The 16,868-nt window shown below is 68.7% G+C and carries 16 protein-coding genes; 10 read left to right on the top strand and 6 right to left on the bottom strand.

Annotation, left to right across the window (positions count from 1 at the left end; translation table 11 throughout):
- From VH569_RS33555 to VH569_RS33565, 3 genes are all read left to right on the top strand, one after another.
- A partial coding sequence (locus VH569_RS33555) for an electron transfer flavoprotein subunit beta/FixA family protein (protein WP_423321400.1) occupies positions 1–260 on the top strand: 260 nt, incomplete at its 5' end.
- A gap of 53 nt (positions 261–313) precedes the next feature.
- Positions 314–1,240, top strand: coding sequence for an electron transfer flavoprotein subunit alpha/FixB family protein (locus VH569_RS33560; protein WP_423321402.1), 927 nt, complete (start codon positions 314–316; stop codon positions 1,238–1,240).
- A gap of 37 nt (positions 1,241–1,277) precedes the next feature.
- On the top strand, positions 1,278–3,098 hold the full coding sequence (locus VH569_RS33565; RefSeq protein WP_423321404.1) for an acyl-CoA dehydrogenase C-terminal domain-containing protein: 1,821 nt from the start codon (positions 1,278–1,280) through the stop codon (positions 3,096–3,098).
- Here the strand turns inward: VH569_RS33565 and VH569_RS33570 are convergent.
- A complete protein-coding gene (locus VH569_RS33570; protein WP_423321405.1) occupies positions 3,040–3,699 on the bottom strand; it encodes a pseudouridine synthase in 660 nt (219 codons plus the stop codon). The genes VH569_RS33565 and VH569_RS33570 overlap by 59 nt on opposite strands.
- A 79-nt stretch (positions 3,700–3,778) precedes the next feature.
- On the opposite strand from VH569_RS33570, the gene VH569_RS33575 reads away from it, so the two are divergent.
- Positions 3,779–4,705 carry a 2-hydroxyacid dehydrogenase gene (locus tag VH569_RS33575; protein ID WP_423321407.1) on the top strand — a complete coding sequence of 309 codons (927 nt, stop codon included), beginning with the start codon at positions 3,779–3,781 and terminating at the stop codon, positions 4,703–4,705.
- A 36-nt stretch (positions 4,706–4,741) separates the two neighbouring features.
- On the opposite strand, the gene ubiB is transcribed toward VH569_RS33575, so the two are convergent.
- Entirely contained in the window at positions 4,742–6,280 is a 1,539-nt protein-coding gene (ubiB, locus tag VH569_RS33580) for a 2-polyprenylphenol 6-hydroxylase (protein ID WP_423321409.1), read from the bottom strand.
- Positions 6,281–6,286: 6 nt separating this feature from the next.
- Positions 6,287–7,063 (bottom strand): class I SAM-dependent methyltransferase, encoded by a 777-nt coding sequence (locus VH569_RS33585; RefSeq protein WP_109049679.1) that lies wholly within the window; start codon positions 7,061–7,063, stop codon positions 6,287–6,289.
- 516 nt (positions 7,064–7,579) lie between these two features.
- Between VH569_RS33585 and rpmI the strand changes: the two genes are divergently transcribed.
- The 5 genes from rpmI to VH569_RS33610 all read left to right on the top strand — a co-directional run bounded on the left by rpmI (position 7,580) and on the right by VH569_RS33610 (position 12,601).
- Positions 7,580–7,780: a 50S ribosomal protein L35 gene (gene rpmI / locus VH569_RS33590; protein WP_012975158.1), complete on the top strand. Its 201-nt coding sequence runs from the start codon at positions 7,580–7,582 to the stop codon at positions 7,778–7,780.
- 35 nt (positions 7,781–7,815) lie between these two features.
- A complete protein-coding gene (rplT, locus tag VH569_RS33595) occupies positions 7,816–8,187 on the top strand; it encodes a 50S ribosomal protein L20 (protein WP_098740681.1) in 372 nt (123 codons plus the stop codon).
- A gap of 135 nt (positions 8,188–8,322) precedes the next feature.
- Positions 8,323–9,390, top strand: a complete 1,068-nt coding sequence (gene pheS / locus VH569_RS33600; protein WP_376958121.1) for a phenylalanine--tRNA ligase subunit alpha — start codon at positions 8,323–8,325, stop codon at positions 9,388–9,390.
- Between the two features lie 12 nt (positions 9,391–9,402).
- Positions 9,403–11,814 carry a phenylalanine--tRNA ligase subunit beta gene (gene pheT, locus VH569_RS33605; RefSeq protein ID WP_423321413.1) on the top strand — a complete coding sequence of 804 codons (2,412 nt, stop codon included), beginning with the start codon at positions 9,403–9,405 and terminating at the stop codon, positions 11,812–11,814.
- A gap of 373 nt (positions 11,815–12,187) precedes the next feature.
- Positions 12,188–12,601 (top strand): response regulator, encoded by a 414-nt coding sequence (locus VH569_RS33610; protein ID WP_423321415.1) that lies wholly within the window; start codon positions 12,188–12,190, stop codon positions 12,599–12,601.
- Between the two features lie 60 nt (positions 12,602–12,661).
- Here the strand turns inward: VH569_RS33610 and VH569_RS33615 are convergent, their stop codons facing one another.
- The 3 genes from VH569_RS33615 to VH569_RS33625 form a co-directional block, all read right to left on the bottom strand.
- The gene (locus VH569_RS33615; protein WP_423321416.1) at positions 12,662–14,476 is read right to left on the bottom strand and encodes a DUF3369 domain-containing protein; all 1,815 of its coding nucleotides are present in this window, start codon (positions 14,474–14,476) and stop codon (positions 12,662–12,664) included.
- 62 nt (positions 14,477–14,538) lie between these two features.
- Positions 14,539–15,486, bottom strand: coding sequence for an SH3 domain-containing protein (locus VH569_RS33620; RefSeq protein WP_423321418.1), 948 nt, complete (start codon positions 15,484–15,486; stop codon positions 14,539–14,541).
- Positions 15,483–16,445, bottom strand: coding sequence for a LysR substrate-binding domain-containing protein (locus VH569_RS33625; protein WP_423321420.1), 963 nt, complete (start codon positions 16,443–16,445; stop codon positions 15,483–15,485). The genes VH569_RS33620 and VH569_RS33625 overlap by 4 nt, the downstream gene beginning before the upstream one ends.
- A 158-nt stretch (positions 16,446–16,603) precedes the next feature.
- Here VH569_RS33625 and VH569_RS33630 point away from each other — a divergent pair, with 158 nt between their 5' ends.
- A complete protein-coding gene (locus tag VH569_RS33630; protein ID WP_423321422.1) occupies positions 16,604–16,840 on the top strand; it encodes a hypothetical protein in 237 nt (78 codons plus the stop codon).
- Positions 16,841–16,868: the final 28 nt, after the last annotated feature.

Genomic DNA, 16,868 nt, shown 5'->3' on the forward strand with positions numbered 1-16,868 from the left:
AGGTCGTGTCGTTGAAGCTGCCGGCGGTGGTGACCGCCGACCTGCGCCTGAACGAGCCGCGCTATGCCTCGCTGCCCAACATCATGAAGGCGAAGAAGAAGCCGCTGGAGACCGTCACGCCGGACAGCCTCGGCGTCGACGTCACGCCGCGTCTGAAGACGGTGAAGGTCGCCGAGCCGGCCAAGCGCCAGGCCGGCATCAAGGTGCCGGATGTCGCCACCCTGGTCGACAAGCTGAAGACCGAGGCGCGGGTGATCTGAGCGCCGGCCCCGTCCAGCACTCTCCCCACCCCGCCCGACAGAGGAACCGCCCCATGCCCATCCTGATCCTTGCCGACCACGACAACGTCAGCCTGAAGCCCGCCGCCGCCCATGCGGTGACCGCCGCCACCAAACTCGGCGGCGATGTCCACATCCTCGTCGCCGGCCGCAACGCCGCCCCGGCCGCGGAGCAGGCCGCCAAGCTGGCCGGCGTCGCCAGGGTGCTGCTCGCCGACGATGCCGCCTACGAACATGCCCTGGCCGAGCCGGTCGCGGCCCTGCTGGTGTCGCTCGCCTCCGGCTACAGCCATGTCCTCGCCGCCGCTACCTCGGTCGGCAAGAACGTGCTGCCGCGCGTCGCCGCGCTGCTCGACGTGGCGATGATCTCCGACATCACCGCCGTGGTTGCCGCCGACAGCTTCGAGCGGCCGATCTATGCCGGCAACGCCATCGCCACCGTGCAGTCGGCCGACCCGGTGAAGGTGATTACCGTCCGCACCACCGCCTTCGAGGCAGCACCCGCCACCGGCAGCGCCCCGGTCGAGAGCATCGCCGCCGCGGCCGATCCCGCCCTGTCGGGCTTCGTCTCGGCCGAGCTGTCGAAGTCGGAGCGTCCGGAGCTGACCTCGGCCCGCATCGTCATCTCCGGCGGTCGCGGCATGCAGTCGGGCGACAACTTCCACCTGCTGGAGGCCATCGCCGACAAGCTGGGGGCCGCCGTGGGTGCAAGCCGCGCCGCCGTCGATGCCGGCTTCGTGCCGAACGACTATCAGGTTGGCCAGACCGGCAAGATCGTGGCGCCGGACCTCTATGTCGCCGTCGGCATCTCGGGCGCCATCCAGCATCTGGCCGGCATGAAGGACAGCAAGGTGATCGTCGCCATCAACAAGGACGAGGAGGCGCCGATCTTCCAGGTCGCCGACTACGGCCTCGTCGCCGACCTGTTCAAGGCCCTGCCGGAGTTGCAGCAGGCCGTTTGATCCCTTCCATCCTTTCCGTTACCCGAAGAGGTCCCCCATGACCGCCGCCGCGATCCCCTACACCCCGCCGCTGAAAGAGATCCGCTTCGTCCTCGACCACCTCGCCGGCATGGCCGAGGTGGCGGCTCTGCCCGGCTTCGAGGATGCCAGCCCCGACATGGTGGACAGCATCCTGGGCGAGGCGGCGAAGATCGCCGAGAATGTCCTGGCGCCGCTGAACCGCATCGGCGACGTGCAAGGGGCCAAGCTCGGCACCGACGGCGTCGCCCGCACGGCGGAGGGCTGGGGGACGGCGTGGCAGGCGCTGGTGGAAGGCGGCTGGAACGGGCTGCCCTTCGACCCGGCGCGTGGCGGCATGGGGCTGCCCAATCTGCTGAACACCGCGGTGCAGGAGATGTGGCACTCCGCCAACATGGCCTTCGCACTCTGTCCGATGCTGACGCAGGGGGCGGTGAACGCGGTTCAGCTCTATGGCTCGGAGGCGCTGAAGGATCTCTATTTGCCCCGGATGATCTCGGGCGGGTGGACCGGGACCATGAACATCACCGAGCCGCAGGCGGGCAGCGACCTCGCCGCCACGCGGTCGCGCGCGGTGCCGAACGGCGACCATTACCTCGTCACCGGGCAGAAGATCTTCATCACCTACGGCGACCATGACCTGACGGAGAACATCGTCCATCTGGTGCTGGCCCGCCTGCCCGATGCGCCTCCCGGCGTGAAGGGCATCAGCCTGTTCGTCGTGCCCAAGTTCCTGGTCAATCCGGATGGCAGCCTGGGCGCCCGCAATCAGGTGAAGTGCGTGTCGCTGGAGCACAAGCTGGGCATCCACGGCAGCCCGACCGCCGTGCTGTCCTTCGGCGACGAGGGCGGGGCGACCGGCTTCCTGGTGGGCGAGCCGAACCGCGGCCTGGAATACATGTTCGCCATGATGAACCATGCCCGGCTGAACGTCGCCATGCAGGGGCTGGCGATTGCCGAGCGCGCTTATCAGCAGGCGCTTGCCTATGCCCGCGACCGCGTGCAGGGCAAGCCGCTGGGCTGGACCGAGGGCCAGTCGAAGGGCATCGTCAACCATCCCGACGTCCGCCGCCTGCTGATGGGCATGAAGGCGCGGATCGAGGCGATGCGCGGCATCCTCTACACCGCCGCCGCCGCGGTGGACGTGGCGCACCACCATGCCGACGAGGCCACCCGCGGCCGCGCCGCCCTGCTGGTCGATCTGCTGACCCCCATCGCCAAGGGCTGGTGCACCGAGACCGGCCAGCAGCTGGCGTCGGACGGCGTGCAGGTCCATGGCGGCATGGGCTTCATTGAGGAGACCGGCGCCGCCCAGCACCTGCGCGATGCCCGCATCACCACGATCTACGAGGGCACCACCGCCATCCAGGCCAATGACCTGATCAACCGCAAGCTCCTGCGCGACGGCGGGGCGATGGCCAACGGCCTGCTCGACGAGATCGCGGCGCTGGCTGGCGAGCTGTCAGGCCATACTGACGAAGCGCTGCGCGTCACCGGTGCCGAACTGGTCGGCGCGGTGCATGAGGCCAAACAGGCGATTGCCTGGGTGCTGGCCACGGCGAAGCAGGACCCGCGCCTGCCGGCCGCCGCGTCGGTGACGCTGCTGGAGCTGATGGGCGTGGTCGCCGGTGGCTGGCAGCTGGCCCGCGCCGCCAAGGTGGCGACGGAGCGGCTGGCGGGGGGCGATGCCGACACCGCCTTCCTGTCGGCCAAGCCGCTGACCGCCCGCTTCTACGCCACCCATGTGCTGCCGAAGGCGGCGGCGCTGCGGGCGACCGTCGTCAACGGCTCCGCGAGCGTGATGGCGCTGAGCGAGGAGCAGCTGTTCGGCGCGGTTTGACGGGACCGCGCTTGCCGGTTGGTGCCGGGGCCTTTGGCCCTTTGCCGGGTGTTGCGGGCGGTTGGGGGATCTCCCGCCACTGCCCCGGCGCCAGCCCGTCCAGCGTCCAGTCGCCGATGGCCCAGCGGATCAGCCGCAGGGTGGGGAAACCGACCGCCGCGGTCATGCGGCGGACCTGCCGGTTGCGCCCCTCGCGGATGGTGAGCGCAATCCAGCTGGTGGGGATGGCGGCGCGGTAGCGCACCGGCGGATCGCGCGGCCACAGCGACTCGGGCTCGTCCATCCGCCGCACCTCGGCCGGCAGGGTGGGGCCGTCCTTCAGCGTCACGCCGCGGCGCAGCGCCTCCAGCGCATCGTCGGTCGGCACGCCCTCCACCTGCACCCAATAGGTCTTCGGCATCTTGTTGGCCGGCGAGGCGATGCGGGCGATCAGCGGGCCGTCGTCGCTCAGCGCCAGCAGCCCCTCGCTGTCGCGGTCGAGCCGGCCGGCGGCATAGACGCCCTTCACCGGAACCAGCTCCGCCAGGGTCGGGCGGCCCTGGTCGTCGGTGAATTGCGGCAGCACGCCATAGGGCTTGTTCAGCAGGATCAGGCGCGGCACTGGCTTGCTTCCTTGCGGAGTTCGGGAAAGGCGCTATCGTTCGCACCCCAACACTGACCTAGATAGCAGGGGTTCGGCCGTGACGCTTCTGTTCTGCTCCGCCAGCGACAGCGCCGAGGATTGGCGCCGGGAAATCGCCCGTCATCTTCCCGGCCTGGAGATGCGCGTCTGGCCCGAGACCGGCGACGTCGCCGACATCGAAGTCGCGGTGGTGTGGAAGCCGCCGGCCGGCATGCTGGCGACCCTGCCCAACCTGAAGCTGATCGTGTCGCTGGGCGCCGGGGTGGAGCCGATCCTGCTGGATCCAACCCTGCCGGACGTGCCGCTGGTGCGCATGGTCGCGGACGGGCTGACGGCCGACATGGCCGGCTACGTCGTCTTCCAGGTTCTGTACTGGCACCGGCTGATGGACCGGTACGACGCCCTCCAGGCCGAGACGCGGTGGGAGCAGCTGGACCATCGTCCGGCGTCCGAGGTGACCGTCGGCTTCCTAGGCATGGGCGAGCTGGGGGCGGCCTCGGCCCGCACGCTGCGGACGCTGGAATACCGGCTGATGGGCTGGAGCCGCAGCCCCAAGAGCATCGAGGGGGTGGAGAGCTTCTCCGGTCCCGACGGGCTGGCGGCGATGCTGCCGCAATGCGATGTGCTGGTCTGCCTGCTGCCGCTGACCGACGAGACCCGCGGCATCATGAATGCCGGCCTGTTCGCCGCCCTGCCCAAGGGGGCGGTTGTCATCAACGCGGCGCGCGGCGGGCATCTGGTCGAGTCGGACCTGCTGGATGCGCTGGAGAGCGGGCATCTGCGCGGTGCCAGCCTGGATGTCTTCGCGACGGAGCCGTTGCCGGCGGACCATCCGCTCTGGCGTCACCCGCGGGTCCGCATCACCCCCCATGTCGCCGGGGTCACCCACCCGTCGCTGTGCGCCGGGCAGGTGGCCACCGCGGTGACGGCGCTCCGCGAAGGTCGGCCGATACCCAATCTGGTGGACCGCAGCCGGGGCTACTGAGGGTTATTCTCTGCCCTCAATCGGCGGGCGCGGCCCTTACAGCATCTGGACGGCGATCACCGCCAGCAGGGCCGCGATCACCCACAGGGCGGCGCGGTCCGAGCGGCGGCGGGTTTCCCAGCCGTTCAGCATCTGGCGGACGGTCTGCGGGTGAAGGCGCACGCCGCCTTCCGAGATGTCGCGGGTAACCCGCTCCGCCTCGCTGACCAGGGCGGGGATGCGGCGGACGGTGCTCAGGATGGCGCCGGCATCGTTGATGAACTGCGCCTCCGGACCGCGGTTCTCGCGCATCCACTCCTCGATCAGCGGCCGGGCCAGCTCCCACATGTTGATGTTGGGATTCAGCAGCCGGCCGACTCCCTCTGCCGTCAGCATGCTCTTCTGCAGGAGGAGCAGTTGCGGCTGGGTCTCCATCTCGAACTGTTCGGTAACGGCGAACAGCTGGGCCAGCAGCCGGCCGACCGAGATGTCGGCCAGCGGCTTGTTCTGCAACGGCTCGCCGATGGCGCGGCAGGCCTGGGTGAAGATCTCGATCGACTGGTGGCGCGGCACGTAGCCGGCCTCGAAATGCACGACGGCAACGCGGCGGTAGTCGCCGGTCAGGAAGCCGATCAGCATGTCGGCGAGGTAATAGCGCGTCTCGCGGTCCAGCCGGCCCATGATGCCGAAATCGACGGCGGTGATGGTGCCCTGTTCATTGATGAACAGGTTGCCGGGATGCAGGTCGGCGTGGAAGAAGCCGTCGCGGAAGACCTGGTTGAAGAAGCTGGCCGAGGCCATCGCCAGGATCTCGTCGCGGTCGAAGCCGGCGGCGGAGATGCGGGCCGGCTCGTCGACCTTGAAGCCGCGGATGCGCTCCAGCGTCAGCACCCGGCCGCCGGTCCGCTCCCAATCGACCTTCGGCACGTTGAAGGTGTCGTCGTCCTTGAAGTTCGACGCCAGCTCCGACGCGGCCGCCGCCTCCATCCGCAAATCCATCTCCAGCCGCGAGGTGCGGGCGAAGGTGTCGACGATTTCGGTCAGACGCAGCCGCTTCAGCCTGGGCAGGACCCATTGGGCGAGCGCCGCCAGCCGGTAGAACAGGTCGATGTCGCGCTCGAAGGCCTGCTCGATGCCCGGACGCAGCACCTTGACCGCCACCTCCTGCCCATCGGCGGTGACGGCGAAATGCACCTGCGCGATGGAGGCGGCGGCGACCGGCTTGTCGTCGAAGCTCTGGAACAGCGCCTGGACCGGCTGGCCGAACTCCGCCTCGACGATGGCGCGGGCCTGATGGGCAGGGAAGGGCGGCAGCTTGTCCTGCAACTCGGCCAGATCGACCGCCATCCGCTCGCCGACCAGATCGGAGCGGGTGGACAGCAGCTGGCCCAGCTTGATGTAGGTGGGGCCGAGTTCGGCCAGGGCGCGGGCGAGCCGCTCGCCCTCGCGGCCGGGCACCCCCTTGCGGGCGACCCGGCGCCACAGCCAGAGCAGGCCGGGGGCGGTGCCGAGCAGGCTGGTGGGCAGGGCATCATGACGGGCGACCGTCCGGCCGATCACGGCCATCCGGATCAGGTTGCGCAGGATGCGAAACACGGGAGCTTAAATCCGCCAGCCGGAATGGATGGCGGCGATCCCGCCCGACAGGTTGCGCACCCGCACCGCACCGAAGCCTGCCGCCTCGATCCGCCTGGCCAGATCGGCCTGCTGCGGGAAGCGACGGATGCTCTCGGCCAGATAGCGGTAGCTCGCCTCGTCCTTCGCCACCACGCGGCCCATGAAGGGCAGCACCTGGAAGGAATAGACGTCGTACAGCTCGCGCAGCACCGGCAGCACGACGTGGCTGAATTCCAGGCAGTAGAACTTGCCGCCGGGTTTCAGGACCCGGTGGGCCTCCTTGATCGCCTCGTCGATGCGGGTGACGTTGCGCAGGCCGAAGGCGATGGTGTAGGCGTCGACCGAGCGCGGGGCGATGGGCAGCCGTTCCGCGTCGCCGACCGTCCATTGCACGCCGGACAGGATGTTGCGGTCGATGGCGCGGTCGCGCCCGACCCGCACCATCGCCTCGGTGATGTCGCAGACCACCGCAGCCCCGCCGCCCTTCTTGAGGAAGCGGAAGGCGATGTCGCCGGTGCCGCCCGCCACGTCGAGCAGGGTCATGTCCGGCTTGGGCGCCACCATCTCCATCAGCGTGTCCTTCCACAGCCGATGGATGCCGCCCGACATCAGGTCGTTCATCAGGTCGTAGTTGGTCGCCACGCTGTCGAAGACGGCGCGGACCAGCCCGGACTTGGCGGACGGATCGACGGGGGTGAAGCCGAACCAGTTGCCTTCGGCACCGGACGCGGGTTTTTGCGGGTCGGGGATGCGGTCGCTCATGGCCGGGAAGATAGCGCGGGCAGGGGCCATGCGCCAGCGGGGGCGTGCAATGCGGAAGGCGCTGCGGCGAATGGCGTAGGGCGGACAGGGCTGAAGGGCGGGGGGTGGGGGGATGGAACGGCGTGGAACAGTTTTGCGTGTCTGTTCCATGGCGCGCGCTTGGGCGGCGTGCCGGCGACACGGTGGGGGATGGAACAGCGTGAAACAGTTTCCGGCTGATGTTTCATCTGACTCTCCATCGCATGGGACAGGTCTCAAATCCTAGCATAGGCAGCGTGTTCGCGGCAGGGGGGCCGGTAAAACAGGCGCTGCCTGAACGTCGCGGCAATGACGGCCGAAGAGGGGCCTTTGGGTCCGCTGCGTTGCAAAGGGCCTTTCCGCCACATCCCCCTTGCATCGCGCCGTCCCCGCGCGTATAAGCGCAGCCTTCCACGGGCGGCGAGGCTGGGCCGGAAGGCTCAGGGCATGCCCACCCGTCCGTTGGAATTCCGCCTCATTTCCACCCAGGAAACGAAAATGCCCAAGCTGAAGACGAAGAGCGGCGCCAAGAAGCGCTTCAAGGTGACCGCCACGGGTAAGGTCCGCGCTCAGGCCGCCTACAAGCGCCACTGCCTGGAACAGAAGTCCCCGAACATGAAGCGCAACGCGCGCGGCATGATGACCCTGTGCGACTCCAACGCCCGCACGGTGCTGAAGAACTGGCTGCGCAACGCCTGATCTCGGCACATTGTAGAATTCGGAAGGACTGAACCATGGCTCGTGTTAAGCGCGGCGTCACGACGCACGCCCGTCACCGCAAGATCCTGAAGCTCGCCAAGGGCTACCGGGGTCGCAACTCCAAGAATTTCCGCATTGCGGTCGAGAAGGTCGAGAAGGCTCTTCGTTATGCCTATCGCGATCGCCGCAACAAGAAGCGCGATTTCCGCGGCCTGTGGATCCAGCGCATCAACGCCGGCGTCCGTCAGTACGGCCTGACCTACTCGCGCTTCATCAACGGCATCAAGCTGGCCGGCATCGAGATCGACCGCAAGGTCCTGTCCGATCTGGCCGCGCGCGAGCCGGAGGCCTTTAAGACCTTGGTGGACCAGGCCCAGGCCGCGCTCGCCTCCAAGGCCGCCGCGTAACGCGCCTCGCGTTTCCTGACCTCAGGGAACGCTTGCCGTCACGGCGTCAGTTGTAAGAGAAGGGAGCCGGGCCGCTGGGCCGGCTCCCTTTTTCTTTTTGCACCGTTTTCTTCCCCACGCTTGCCGGGAACCGCCATGCTCGACGCGCTGAAAGACGAACTTCTGTCGCAGGTCAACGCCGCCGCCGACCTCTCGGCGCTGGACGAGGTGCGGGTTTCCGCGCTCGGCAAGAAGGGGCGCATCACCGGCTTCATGAAGGAGCTGGGGAACCTCACGCCGGACGAGCGCAAGGAGCGCGGTCAGGCGCTGAACGCGCTGAAGGACGAGATCGCCGCCGCCATCGACGCGCGCAAGGCCGACCTTGCCGCCGCCCACCTGAAGGCGCGGCTGGAAGCCGAGCGCGTGGACGTCACCCTGCCGGTCCGTCCCGAGACCGAGGGGCGCATCCACCCGATCAGCCAGACGATGGACGAGATGATCGCCATCTTCGCCGAGATGGGCTTCTCGGTCGCCGAAGGGCCGGACATCGAGGACGATTTCCACAACTTCACCGCCCTGAACTTCCCGCCCGGCCACCCGGCGCGCGACATGCACGACACCTTCTATCTGCCCGACGCAGATGAGAAGAAGATGCTGCTGCGCACCCACACCAGCCCGGTGCAGGTCCGCACCATGCTGAACAACAAGCCGCCGATCCGCATCATCGCGCCGGGGCGCACCTACCGCTCCGACTACGACATGACCCACACCCCGATGTTCCACCAGATCGAGGGGCTGGTCATCGACGAGGCGACCAACATGGGGCACCTGAAGGGCTGCCTCGTGGAGTTCTGCCGCGCCTTCTTCGACGTGGACGACCTGCCGCTGCGCTTCCGCCCCAGCTTCTTCCCCTTCACCGAACCGTCGGCGGAGGTCGATATCGGCTGCTCCCGCAAGGGCGGCGAGCTGAAGCTGGGCAATTACGGCGACTGGCTGGAAATCCTCGGCTGCGGCATGGTCCACCCGAACGTGCTGGAAGCCTGCGGCATCGACAGCACCAAGTACCAGGGCTTCGCCTTCGGCATGGGGGTGGAGCGCGTGGCGATGCTGAAATACGGCATCCCCGACCTGCGCACCTTCTTCGAAGCCGACCTGCGCTGGCTGAAGCATTACGGCTTCGCCGCCCTCGACATTCCCAACATCGCCCACGGCCTGACGCGCTAAGGAGCCGGACCCATGAAGTTCACGCTGTCCTGGCTGAAGGACCATCTGGAGACCGACGCCTCGCTCGACCAGATCACGGAAAAGCTGACCGCCCTCGGGCTCGAGGTGGAAGGCATCCAAGACCGGTCGAAGGAACTGGCGCCCTTCCGCGTCGCCCATGTCGTCTCGGCCGAAAAGCATCCGGACGCCGACAAGCTGCGCGTGCTGATGGTCGATACCGGCGCCGGCACCCTCCAGGTCGTCTGCGGCGCCCCGAACGCGCGCGCCGGCATGAAGGGCGTCTTCGCGCCGGAGGGGACCTATGTCCCCGGTTCCGACATCACGCTGAAGAAGGGCGTCATCCGCGGCGTCGAGTCGAACGGCATGATGTGCTCCAAGCGCGAGCTGAAGCTGTCGGACGAGCATGAGGGCATCATCGAGCTGCCGGACGACGCGCCCGTCGGCGCCGGCTTCGCCGACTATGCCGGGCTGAACGATCCGGTCATCGACATCAACCTGACGCCCGACCGCGCCGACTGCGCCGGGATCCGCGGCATCGCCCGCGATCTCGCCGCCGCCGGCATGGGCACGCTGAAGCCGCTGACCGAGGGGCATCTGAACGCCACGCCGGTGGATGGCCGCTTCGCCAGCCCGGTCGGCGTCAGCATCGAGGTGCCCGATGCCTGCCCGCTGTTCGTCGGCCGCTACATCCGTGGCGTGAAGAACGGCCCGTCGCCGAAGTGGCTGCAGGACAAGCTGGTGTCCATCGGCCTGCGTCCGATCTCGGCGCTGGTCGACATCACCAACTACCTGACCTTCGACGCCGCCCGTCCGCTGCACGTCTTCGACGCCGACACGGTGAAGGGCAACATCACCGTCCGCATGGGCCGCGAGGGCGAGACGCTGGCGGCGCTGAACGGCAAGGAATACGCGCTGGACGGCACCATGACCGTGGTGGCCGACGACGAGCGGGCGGAGGCTCTGGCCGGCATCGTCGGCGGCGAGCCGACCGGCTGCACCGAGCAGACCGTCAACGTCTTCGTCGAGGCCGCGCTGTTCGACCCGGTGCGTACGGCGCAGACCGGCCGCCGGCTGGGCATCGACTCGGATGCGCGCTACCGCTTCGAGCGCGGCGTCGATCCGGCCGCCGTCTTCGCCGGCATGGAACGCGCCACCCGTCTGATCCTGGAACTGTGCGGCGGCGAGCCGTCGGAACTGGTGGTCGCCGGGGCCGAGCCGGCCTGGAAGCGCAGCCTGAGCTTGCGTCCGGGCCGCGTCGCCGCGCTGGGCGGCGTCGAACTGCCGCGCGAGCGGCAGGAGCGGATCCTGACCGATCTGGGCTTCTCCCTTGAGGGCGAGGATGCCGAGGGCCGTCTGGTTGTCGGCGTTCCGTCCTGGCGCGCCGATGTCCATGGCGAGGCCGATCTGGTCGAGGAGGTGCTGCGCGTCCATGGCTTCGACGCCATCCCGGCGACGCCGCTGCCGCGCGAGACGGTGCTGACCCGCCCGGCCCTGACGTTGAAGCAACGCCGCGTCGCGCTGGCCAAGCGCACGCTGGCCGCCCGCGGCCTGTCGGAGGCGGTGACCTGGTCCTTCCTGTCCGGTCCGGTCGCCGGGCTGTTCGGCGGCGGACAGCCGGGCCTGCGGCTGGTCAACCCGATCAGCAGCGATCTCGACGTCATGCGTCCGTCGGTCCTGCCCAACCTGATCCAGGCAGCCGGCCGCAACGCCGACCGCGGTTTCGCCGACGTGCGCCTGTTCGAGGTCGGAGCGGCCTTCCGCACCCCGGCGCCGGACGGACAGGACACGGTCGCCGCCGGCATCCGTGCCGGTGCGGCTGTGCCGCGCCATTGGTCGGAGAAGGCCCGCGGGGTCGACGTGTTCGACGCCAAGGCCGATGCGCTGGCGGTGCTGGAGGCGGTCGGCGCCCCGGCCGGCAACCTGCAGGTCACCACCGATGCGCCGGGCTGGTATCATCCCGGCCGTTCCGGCGTGCTGCGACTCGGCCCCACCGTGATGGCCCGCTTCGGCGAGATCCATCCGTCGGTGCTGGACGCGCTGGGCGTCAAGGGGCCGGTCGTCGGCTTCGAGGTGATGCTGGACGCCGTGCCGCTGCCCAAGAAGAAGGGCGGCACCGCCAAGCCGATGGTCCAGCTCTCGGCCTTCCAGCCGGTGGAGCGCGATTTCGCCTTCGTCGTCGACCGCAAGGTGGAGGCCGACAAGATCCTCCGTGCCGTCAAGGGTGCCGACAAGGCGCTGGTCAAGGATGTCGCAGTCTTCGACGTCTATGAAGGACCGGGAGTGGGTGAAGGTCGCAAGTCGGTCGCCGTGTCGGTCACCTACCAGCCGACCACGGCAACCTTGACAGATGAAGCAATCGAGGCCGTCGGCCAGAAAATCGTTGCCGCGGTGGTCAAGGCGACCGGAGGAAATCTCCGCGCTTGAGAAAAACCCTCTGGGGTTGAAATCACCGTTATGTAAGAGACAGGGCCTCCGCTTCGGCGGGGGCTCTTTTCGTTTGGCATACCTGAAGGATTCACGAAAGGCTCCTTCACGATAGCTCATCGCGCAATCATATGATGAATTGCTGATTGATGAATCTCGAGTGCATTCGCTAAGGGAAAACCCAGAGGCTGTTTGTTGCAATTCAATGTTTGACGTCAGGACGTTGATCTATGGGAAGATTGGGGGTCAGGATTGTTTGCCCCCGGTGGACCCACGATGTTTTCGATGTCACGATTACGGCACAGGCGATGCGTGCATTGCCTTGGCAAGTCGAATGCCCATCACACTGCAAGCGACGAAGCGGGGGAAGTCTATGGTTGATCCAGCGGACGGTCAGGCAACCAAAACGGAGTCCGGCAAGCCACTCATCCTGGTGGTGGACGACGACCGCTCGATCGTCGAAGGGCTGGCGATTCTGTTGGACGGCTGGGGGTACGAGGTGGTCAAGGCGCTCAGCGCCGCCGCGCTGGAGGCACAGCTCGGTGGGTTGGGCCGGGTGCCGAACCTGATCATCGCCGACCATTACCTGCCGGCCGGCCGCACCGGACGCGAGGTGGTGGAGCGTGTCCGCACCGAAACCGGGCAACAGGTCCCGGCCATCATCCTGACCGGCGACAGCACGCCCGAACGCCGCGACGAGGCTCAACTCATGGGCTGCGAGTTGCTGCTGAAGCCGGTTCAAGTCGGGCCGCTGCGCGAGGCGGTCGAAGCGCTGTGCAGTCGCTAGGGCGGCGGCCTGTATGGCCGATTTATTCTGAGTGAAGGTGAGGTTGCTTCAACCGGCCTGTCAGGGGGGCGGCCCTGCTGCGGAACGGGGCAGGTCGATCTCCGGCAGCACGGCGAGGAAGGCATCGACCACCGCCGGGTCGAACCGCAGACCGGCCAGCCGGCGGATTTCATCCACGGCGCGATCGCGGCCCAGCGCCGGACGATAGGGCCGGTCACGCGTCATGGCGTCATAGGCGTCGGCAACGGCGACGATGCGGGCGCACAGCGGGATATCCCCCCCGGTGCGGCCGTCGGGATAGCCGGTCCCATCCCAATTCTCGTGGTGCCAGCGTGCCACTGCCGCCCCCAGATGAAGATGGGTCGGGCCGTCGGCCAGATGGCTCGCCTGGTTCAGCAGGCTGGCGCCGGCCAATGTATGGGCCTGCATGGCGCTGCGCTCCGCCGCATCGAGCGGGCCGGGCTTCGACAGGATCGCCGGGTTCACCGCGGCATTGCCGATGTCGTGCAGGATGGCCGCGAGGCCGATGATCTCCAGCGTCGATTCGTCCAGCGTGTCGGCGAAGAGACCGTCGGCATGCAGGCGGCGGGCGATCCGTTCGGTGATTGCGGCGATGCGCAGCAACCGGCAGAACCGGTTGCCCTCCGCCCCGTCCCCTGCCGCATCCGCGCCCATTTCAGTGCAGGCGGCCCCATCCTTGGCAGGCCCGTCGGGGGTCAGCGCGCCGCGGCCGCGCTCGGCCAGATCGGCCAGCGCCGCCAGCGTGCCCTGCTGGGCGCGGTAAAGCTGCTCGTAATGGTGCAGATTGTCGAAGCCGACGGAAATCTTGCCGCAGAACACCTCGATCAGCTTGCGGTCCAACTCCGACAGCGGCCGGTTGGAGCGCAGGTAGACAACCGTTTCCCGGTCGTTCGGCGTGCGGATGTAGAGCGTGCAATGGTCGCCGGCAAAGACATGCGCCCGCTTTTCCAGGCAGGCGGTCACCGCCGCCAGCACCGCCGGATCGACATGGCCGGCGGCGGGTTCGTTGATGAGATCCTCGAACCGGCCCGATCCGGCAAGCACATAGAGGCCGTTGCCGGTTGCTGCCTCGACCGCCGGGTTGCTGCTACCCGGGGTGCCGGCGCCGCCGCGCTGCACGCACAGGATGGCGTCCGGCCCCACCCCCAGCAGGCCCGACAGCTGGGTCAGCACGCCGGCGGCGAACAGCTTCATCGAGCGGGCGCGGAACAGCGACGACGACGCCTCGATGATCTTTTCCAGGCCGCGGCGGTTGGCGTCGATCGCCACGATGTCCTCGTAGGAGCGCAGCGCCGCGACCGTGGTGGTGAACAGCTGCTGGGCGGTCAGCTGGGTCTTCGCCTTGTAGTCGTTGATGTCGTAATCGAGGATCACCGCCCGTTCCGGCGCCTGTCCCGGCTGGCCGGTGCGCAGGATGATGCGCACGTTGCGGTTCTGCAGCTCTTCGCGGATGTGGTGGACCAGCTGCAGGCCGGCATCCTCCGTCTCCATCACCACGTCGAGCAGGATCAGCGCGATGTCGCTCTCCCGCGCCAGGATCCGCCGGGCCTCCGCCGCCGAATGGGCGGACAGGAAGCGGGCCTTGCGGCCCTTGAAGGCGAAGTCGGACAGGACCAGCTTGGTGATCGCATGAACCTCCGGCTCGTCATCGACGATCAGCATGGTCCAGCGGCTGCCGGGCGCCTCCCCGGCGGCGGCATCTTCGGGGCCATTTCCGGGGGCGTCTTCCGGGGCGGCATCGTCGAGGAAGACCAGATCCTCGTCGGCAGACTCGGGGGCCGACTCGGGGGCCGGCTCGGATGCCGGATCGGCGCGGGGGGTGTCCTCAGGTCCGGTCGGGTCGGCGTCGGTCATGGCTCTTCAATCGCGAAAGGGTCATGAGGACGGGCTTGGCCGGCCCGCATGGCGGTCACTCATCAAAACGTATCCAGCTCGATCACCGTACAATCGAGCGCGCGTTGCGCCAACGTGCCGCAGGCGGTGTCGACCTGCAAGCGCGTGAAAGGGGCGACGCCGACCTCGTACAGCAGCCGGCCCTTGCGGAACACCGGCCAGACCATCGCAGGCAGGTCACGATAGGCGCTGCCCGGCCCGGCGGTGAACTCCTTCCAGGCGCGCAAGCCCTCGGCGTAGCTGACATATTCGCCGAGCTTGATGCCGTAGAGCATGCCGGGCTCGACCGGCGGCATCCCCGGCAGGGGATAGGGGGCGGCCACCCCGACCAGCCCCTGGACCGGGGCCAGGGCACGGGTGCCGGCGGGCAGGGCCAGCGTCGCCTCGCCATCGGCGGCACCGATCAGCGCCACCACGTCGCCCTTGCGCAGGGTGAAGCTGCGCCGCTTGCGGTTGGCCAGGATCTCGGTCGCGGAAATCGGGCCGGCGGCGACGACATAGCCCTCCGCCGGGGTCTGCGCCGCCTTGTCCCAGGCCGCACGCGGGACGACCGCGGCGCTGCGGTGGGTTGGGGTGGTGTCCGCCGGCTGGTTGGCGGCAGGCTTGGACGGCCGCGGCCCTTCGCCGCCGATTGCTGGCCGGCCGGTGACCATCAGTGCCGGGTCCAGCGAATCGGCAGGGACATAGCCGATGGGCTGGCCGCCAATGGCGATCTCCGTCCAATAGGTGCCGCGCGGCGTGCCCAGCGCATTGAGTGCCTTGCCCTGCTTCAGCGTCATGACGATGCGGGCGTCCTCGCTGGGGCCGATCCGCACCTCGATGTCGCGGTTCAGCACCACCTCGCCGGTCAGCGGGGCGCCGATGGCGACGGGGCTCTGCGCCCAGGCCGGCGGGGTTGCTGCAACACTGCCGGCACAGGCGAGGACAAGGGCGAGCGCCGGGAGGAGGCAACGGGGCGGCACGGCGATCATTGGGCGGCTTCCTTGGCAGTCACCTGTGGGGCAGTCACCTGTGAGGCAAGCGGCGGCTTCCGGCGGCCCAGCAACTGGCTGCCGACGAGGTCGTGGATCGCGTCGGCCAGCAGCCGCACCGGCTTCGGCGCCGTGCCGCGGGCGCGGTGCAGGGCGATGTCGACGTCCGGCAGGTCGGGAAAGCCCTCCGCCGCACCGATGCGGCGCAGGCTGGGCGGGACGGTGCAGGCCTCCATCGCAGTCACCCCCAGCCCGCCCATCACCGCGCCATGGACGGCGACGACGCTCTTGCTGGTGAAGGCGACGCGCCAGTCGCGCCCGATCCCGTCCAGGGCGGCGACGGCGATGTCGCGCACGACGCAGCCCTTGGGGAACAGCGCCAGCGGCAGAGGATCGAGGCTTTCCACCGGGCGGTAGCCCCCCGGCAGCGGCGACGCAGGCTCGAGCGGCGGGGCGACCCAGGACACCGGTTCCTGCCGCACCAGCTCGCCGCCGGCCTCGCCGGCCTTGCGGGTGATCAGTGCGAGGTCGTAGCGGCCCTTCTCGATCTCCGCCACCAGATCGGGGCTGTTGTCGCAGACGACCTCGACCATCACGTCGGGATAGGCGGCGTTGAAGCGGGCCAGGATCTCCGGCAGCAGCATGGTGGCGTAATCGTCGGGCGTGCCGATGCGCACGCTCGCCACCGTCGGGCTGCGGTGCATCAGCGCCAGCACCTCGTCGTTCAGGGTCAGCATGCGCCGGGCATAGGCCAGCAGCACCTCGCCGTCGCGGGTCATGCGCACGCCGTGGGTGTCGCGTTCGAACACGCGCTTGCCCACCGTGTCCTCCAGCCGGCGCACCTGCTGGCTGACCGCCGCCTGGGTGCGGCCCAGCCTTTCGCCGGCGCGGGTGAAGCTGGCGCTGTCGGCCACGGCGACGAAGGCGCGCAGCAGGTCGGTATCGAGATTGGCGGGCATTCGGGGAACCGGAAGTTGCCGCTTATTCAAGCAGAGCGCCGGCCCCTCCGCAACGGCGCGGTCATTACGAATCGTGATGACACCATAATGCCTATTCGTTTCCAAGGGATTGGCGCGCCCCCCATTGTCGGCCTCCGACCCCTTTGGAGTTTCCGATCATGTCGCTGTTCGCCGCCTGGACCGGCACGGTTCTCGGTGCCGCCCGCATGGAGCCGCCCGCCATCCCCGCCCCGGCGGTGCCGGAGCCGCGGCGCTTCCGCCTCGCCTACAATCCGCTGCCGTCGGCCGTGCCCGCGTTGGGTTATCGGCTGACCGCGGAGCACGCGCCGTCGTCGGTGCGGTCGCCGGTCCGGACACCGCCAACACCTCCGGGCCGCCAGCGTCTTGAGAAGTAGGCGGGCCGCAGCCTATCCTGCCGCCGAT

It is taken from the genome of Azospirillum sp. 11R-A, from assembly GCF_049472615.1.
GTDB lineage: Bacteria > Pseudomonadota > Alphaproteobacteria > Azospirillales > Azospirillaceae > Azospirillum > Azospirillum palustre.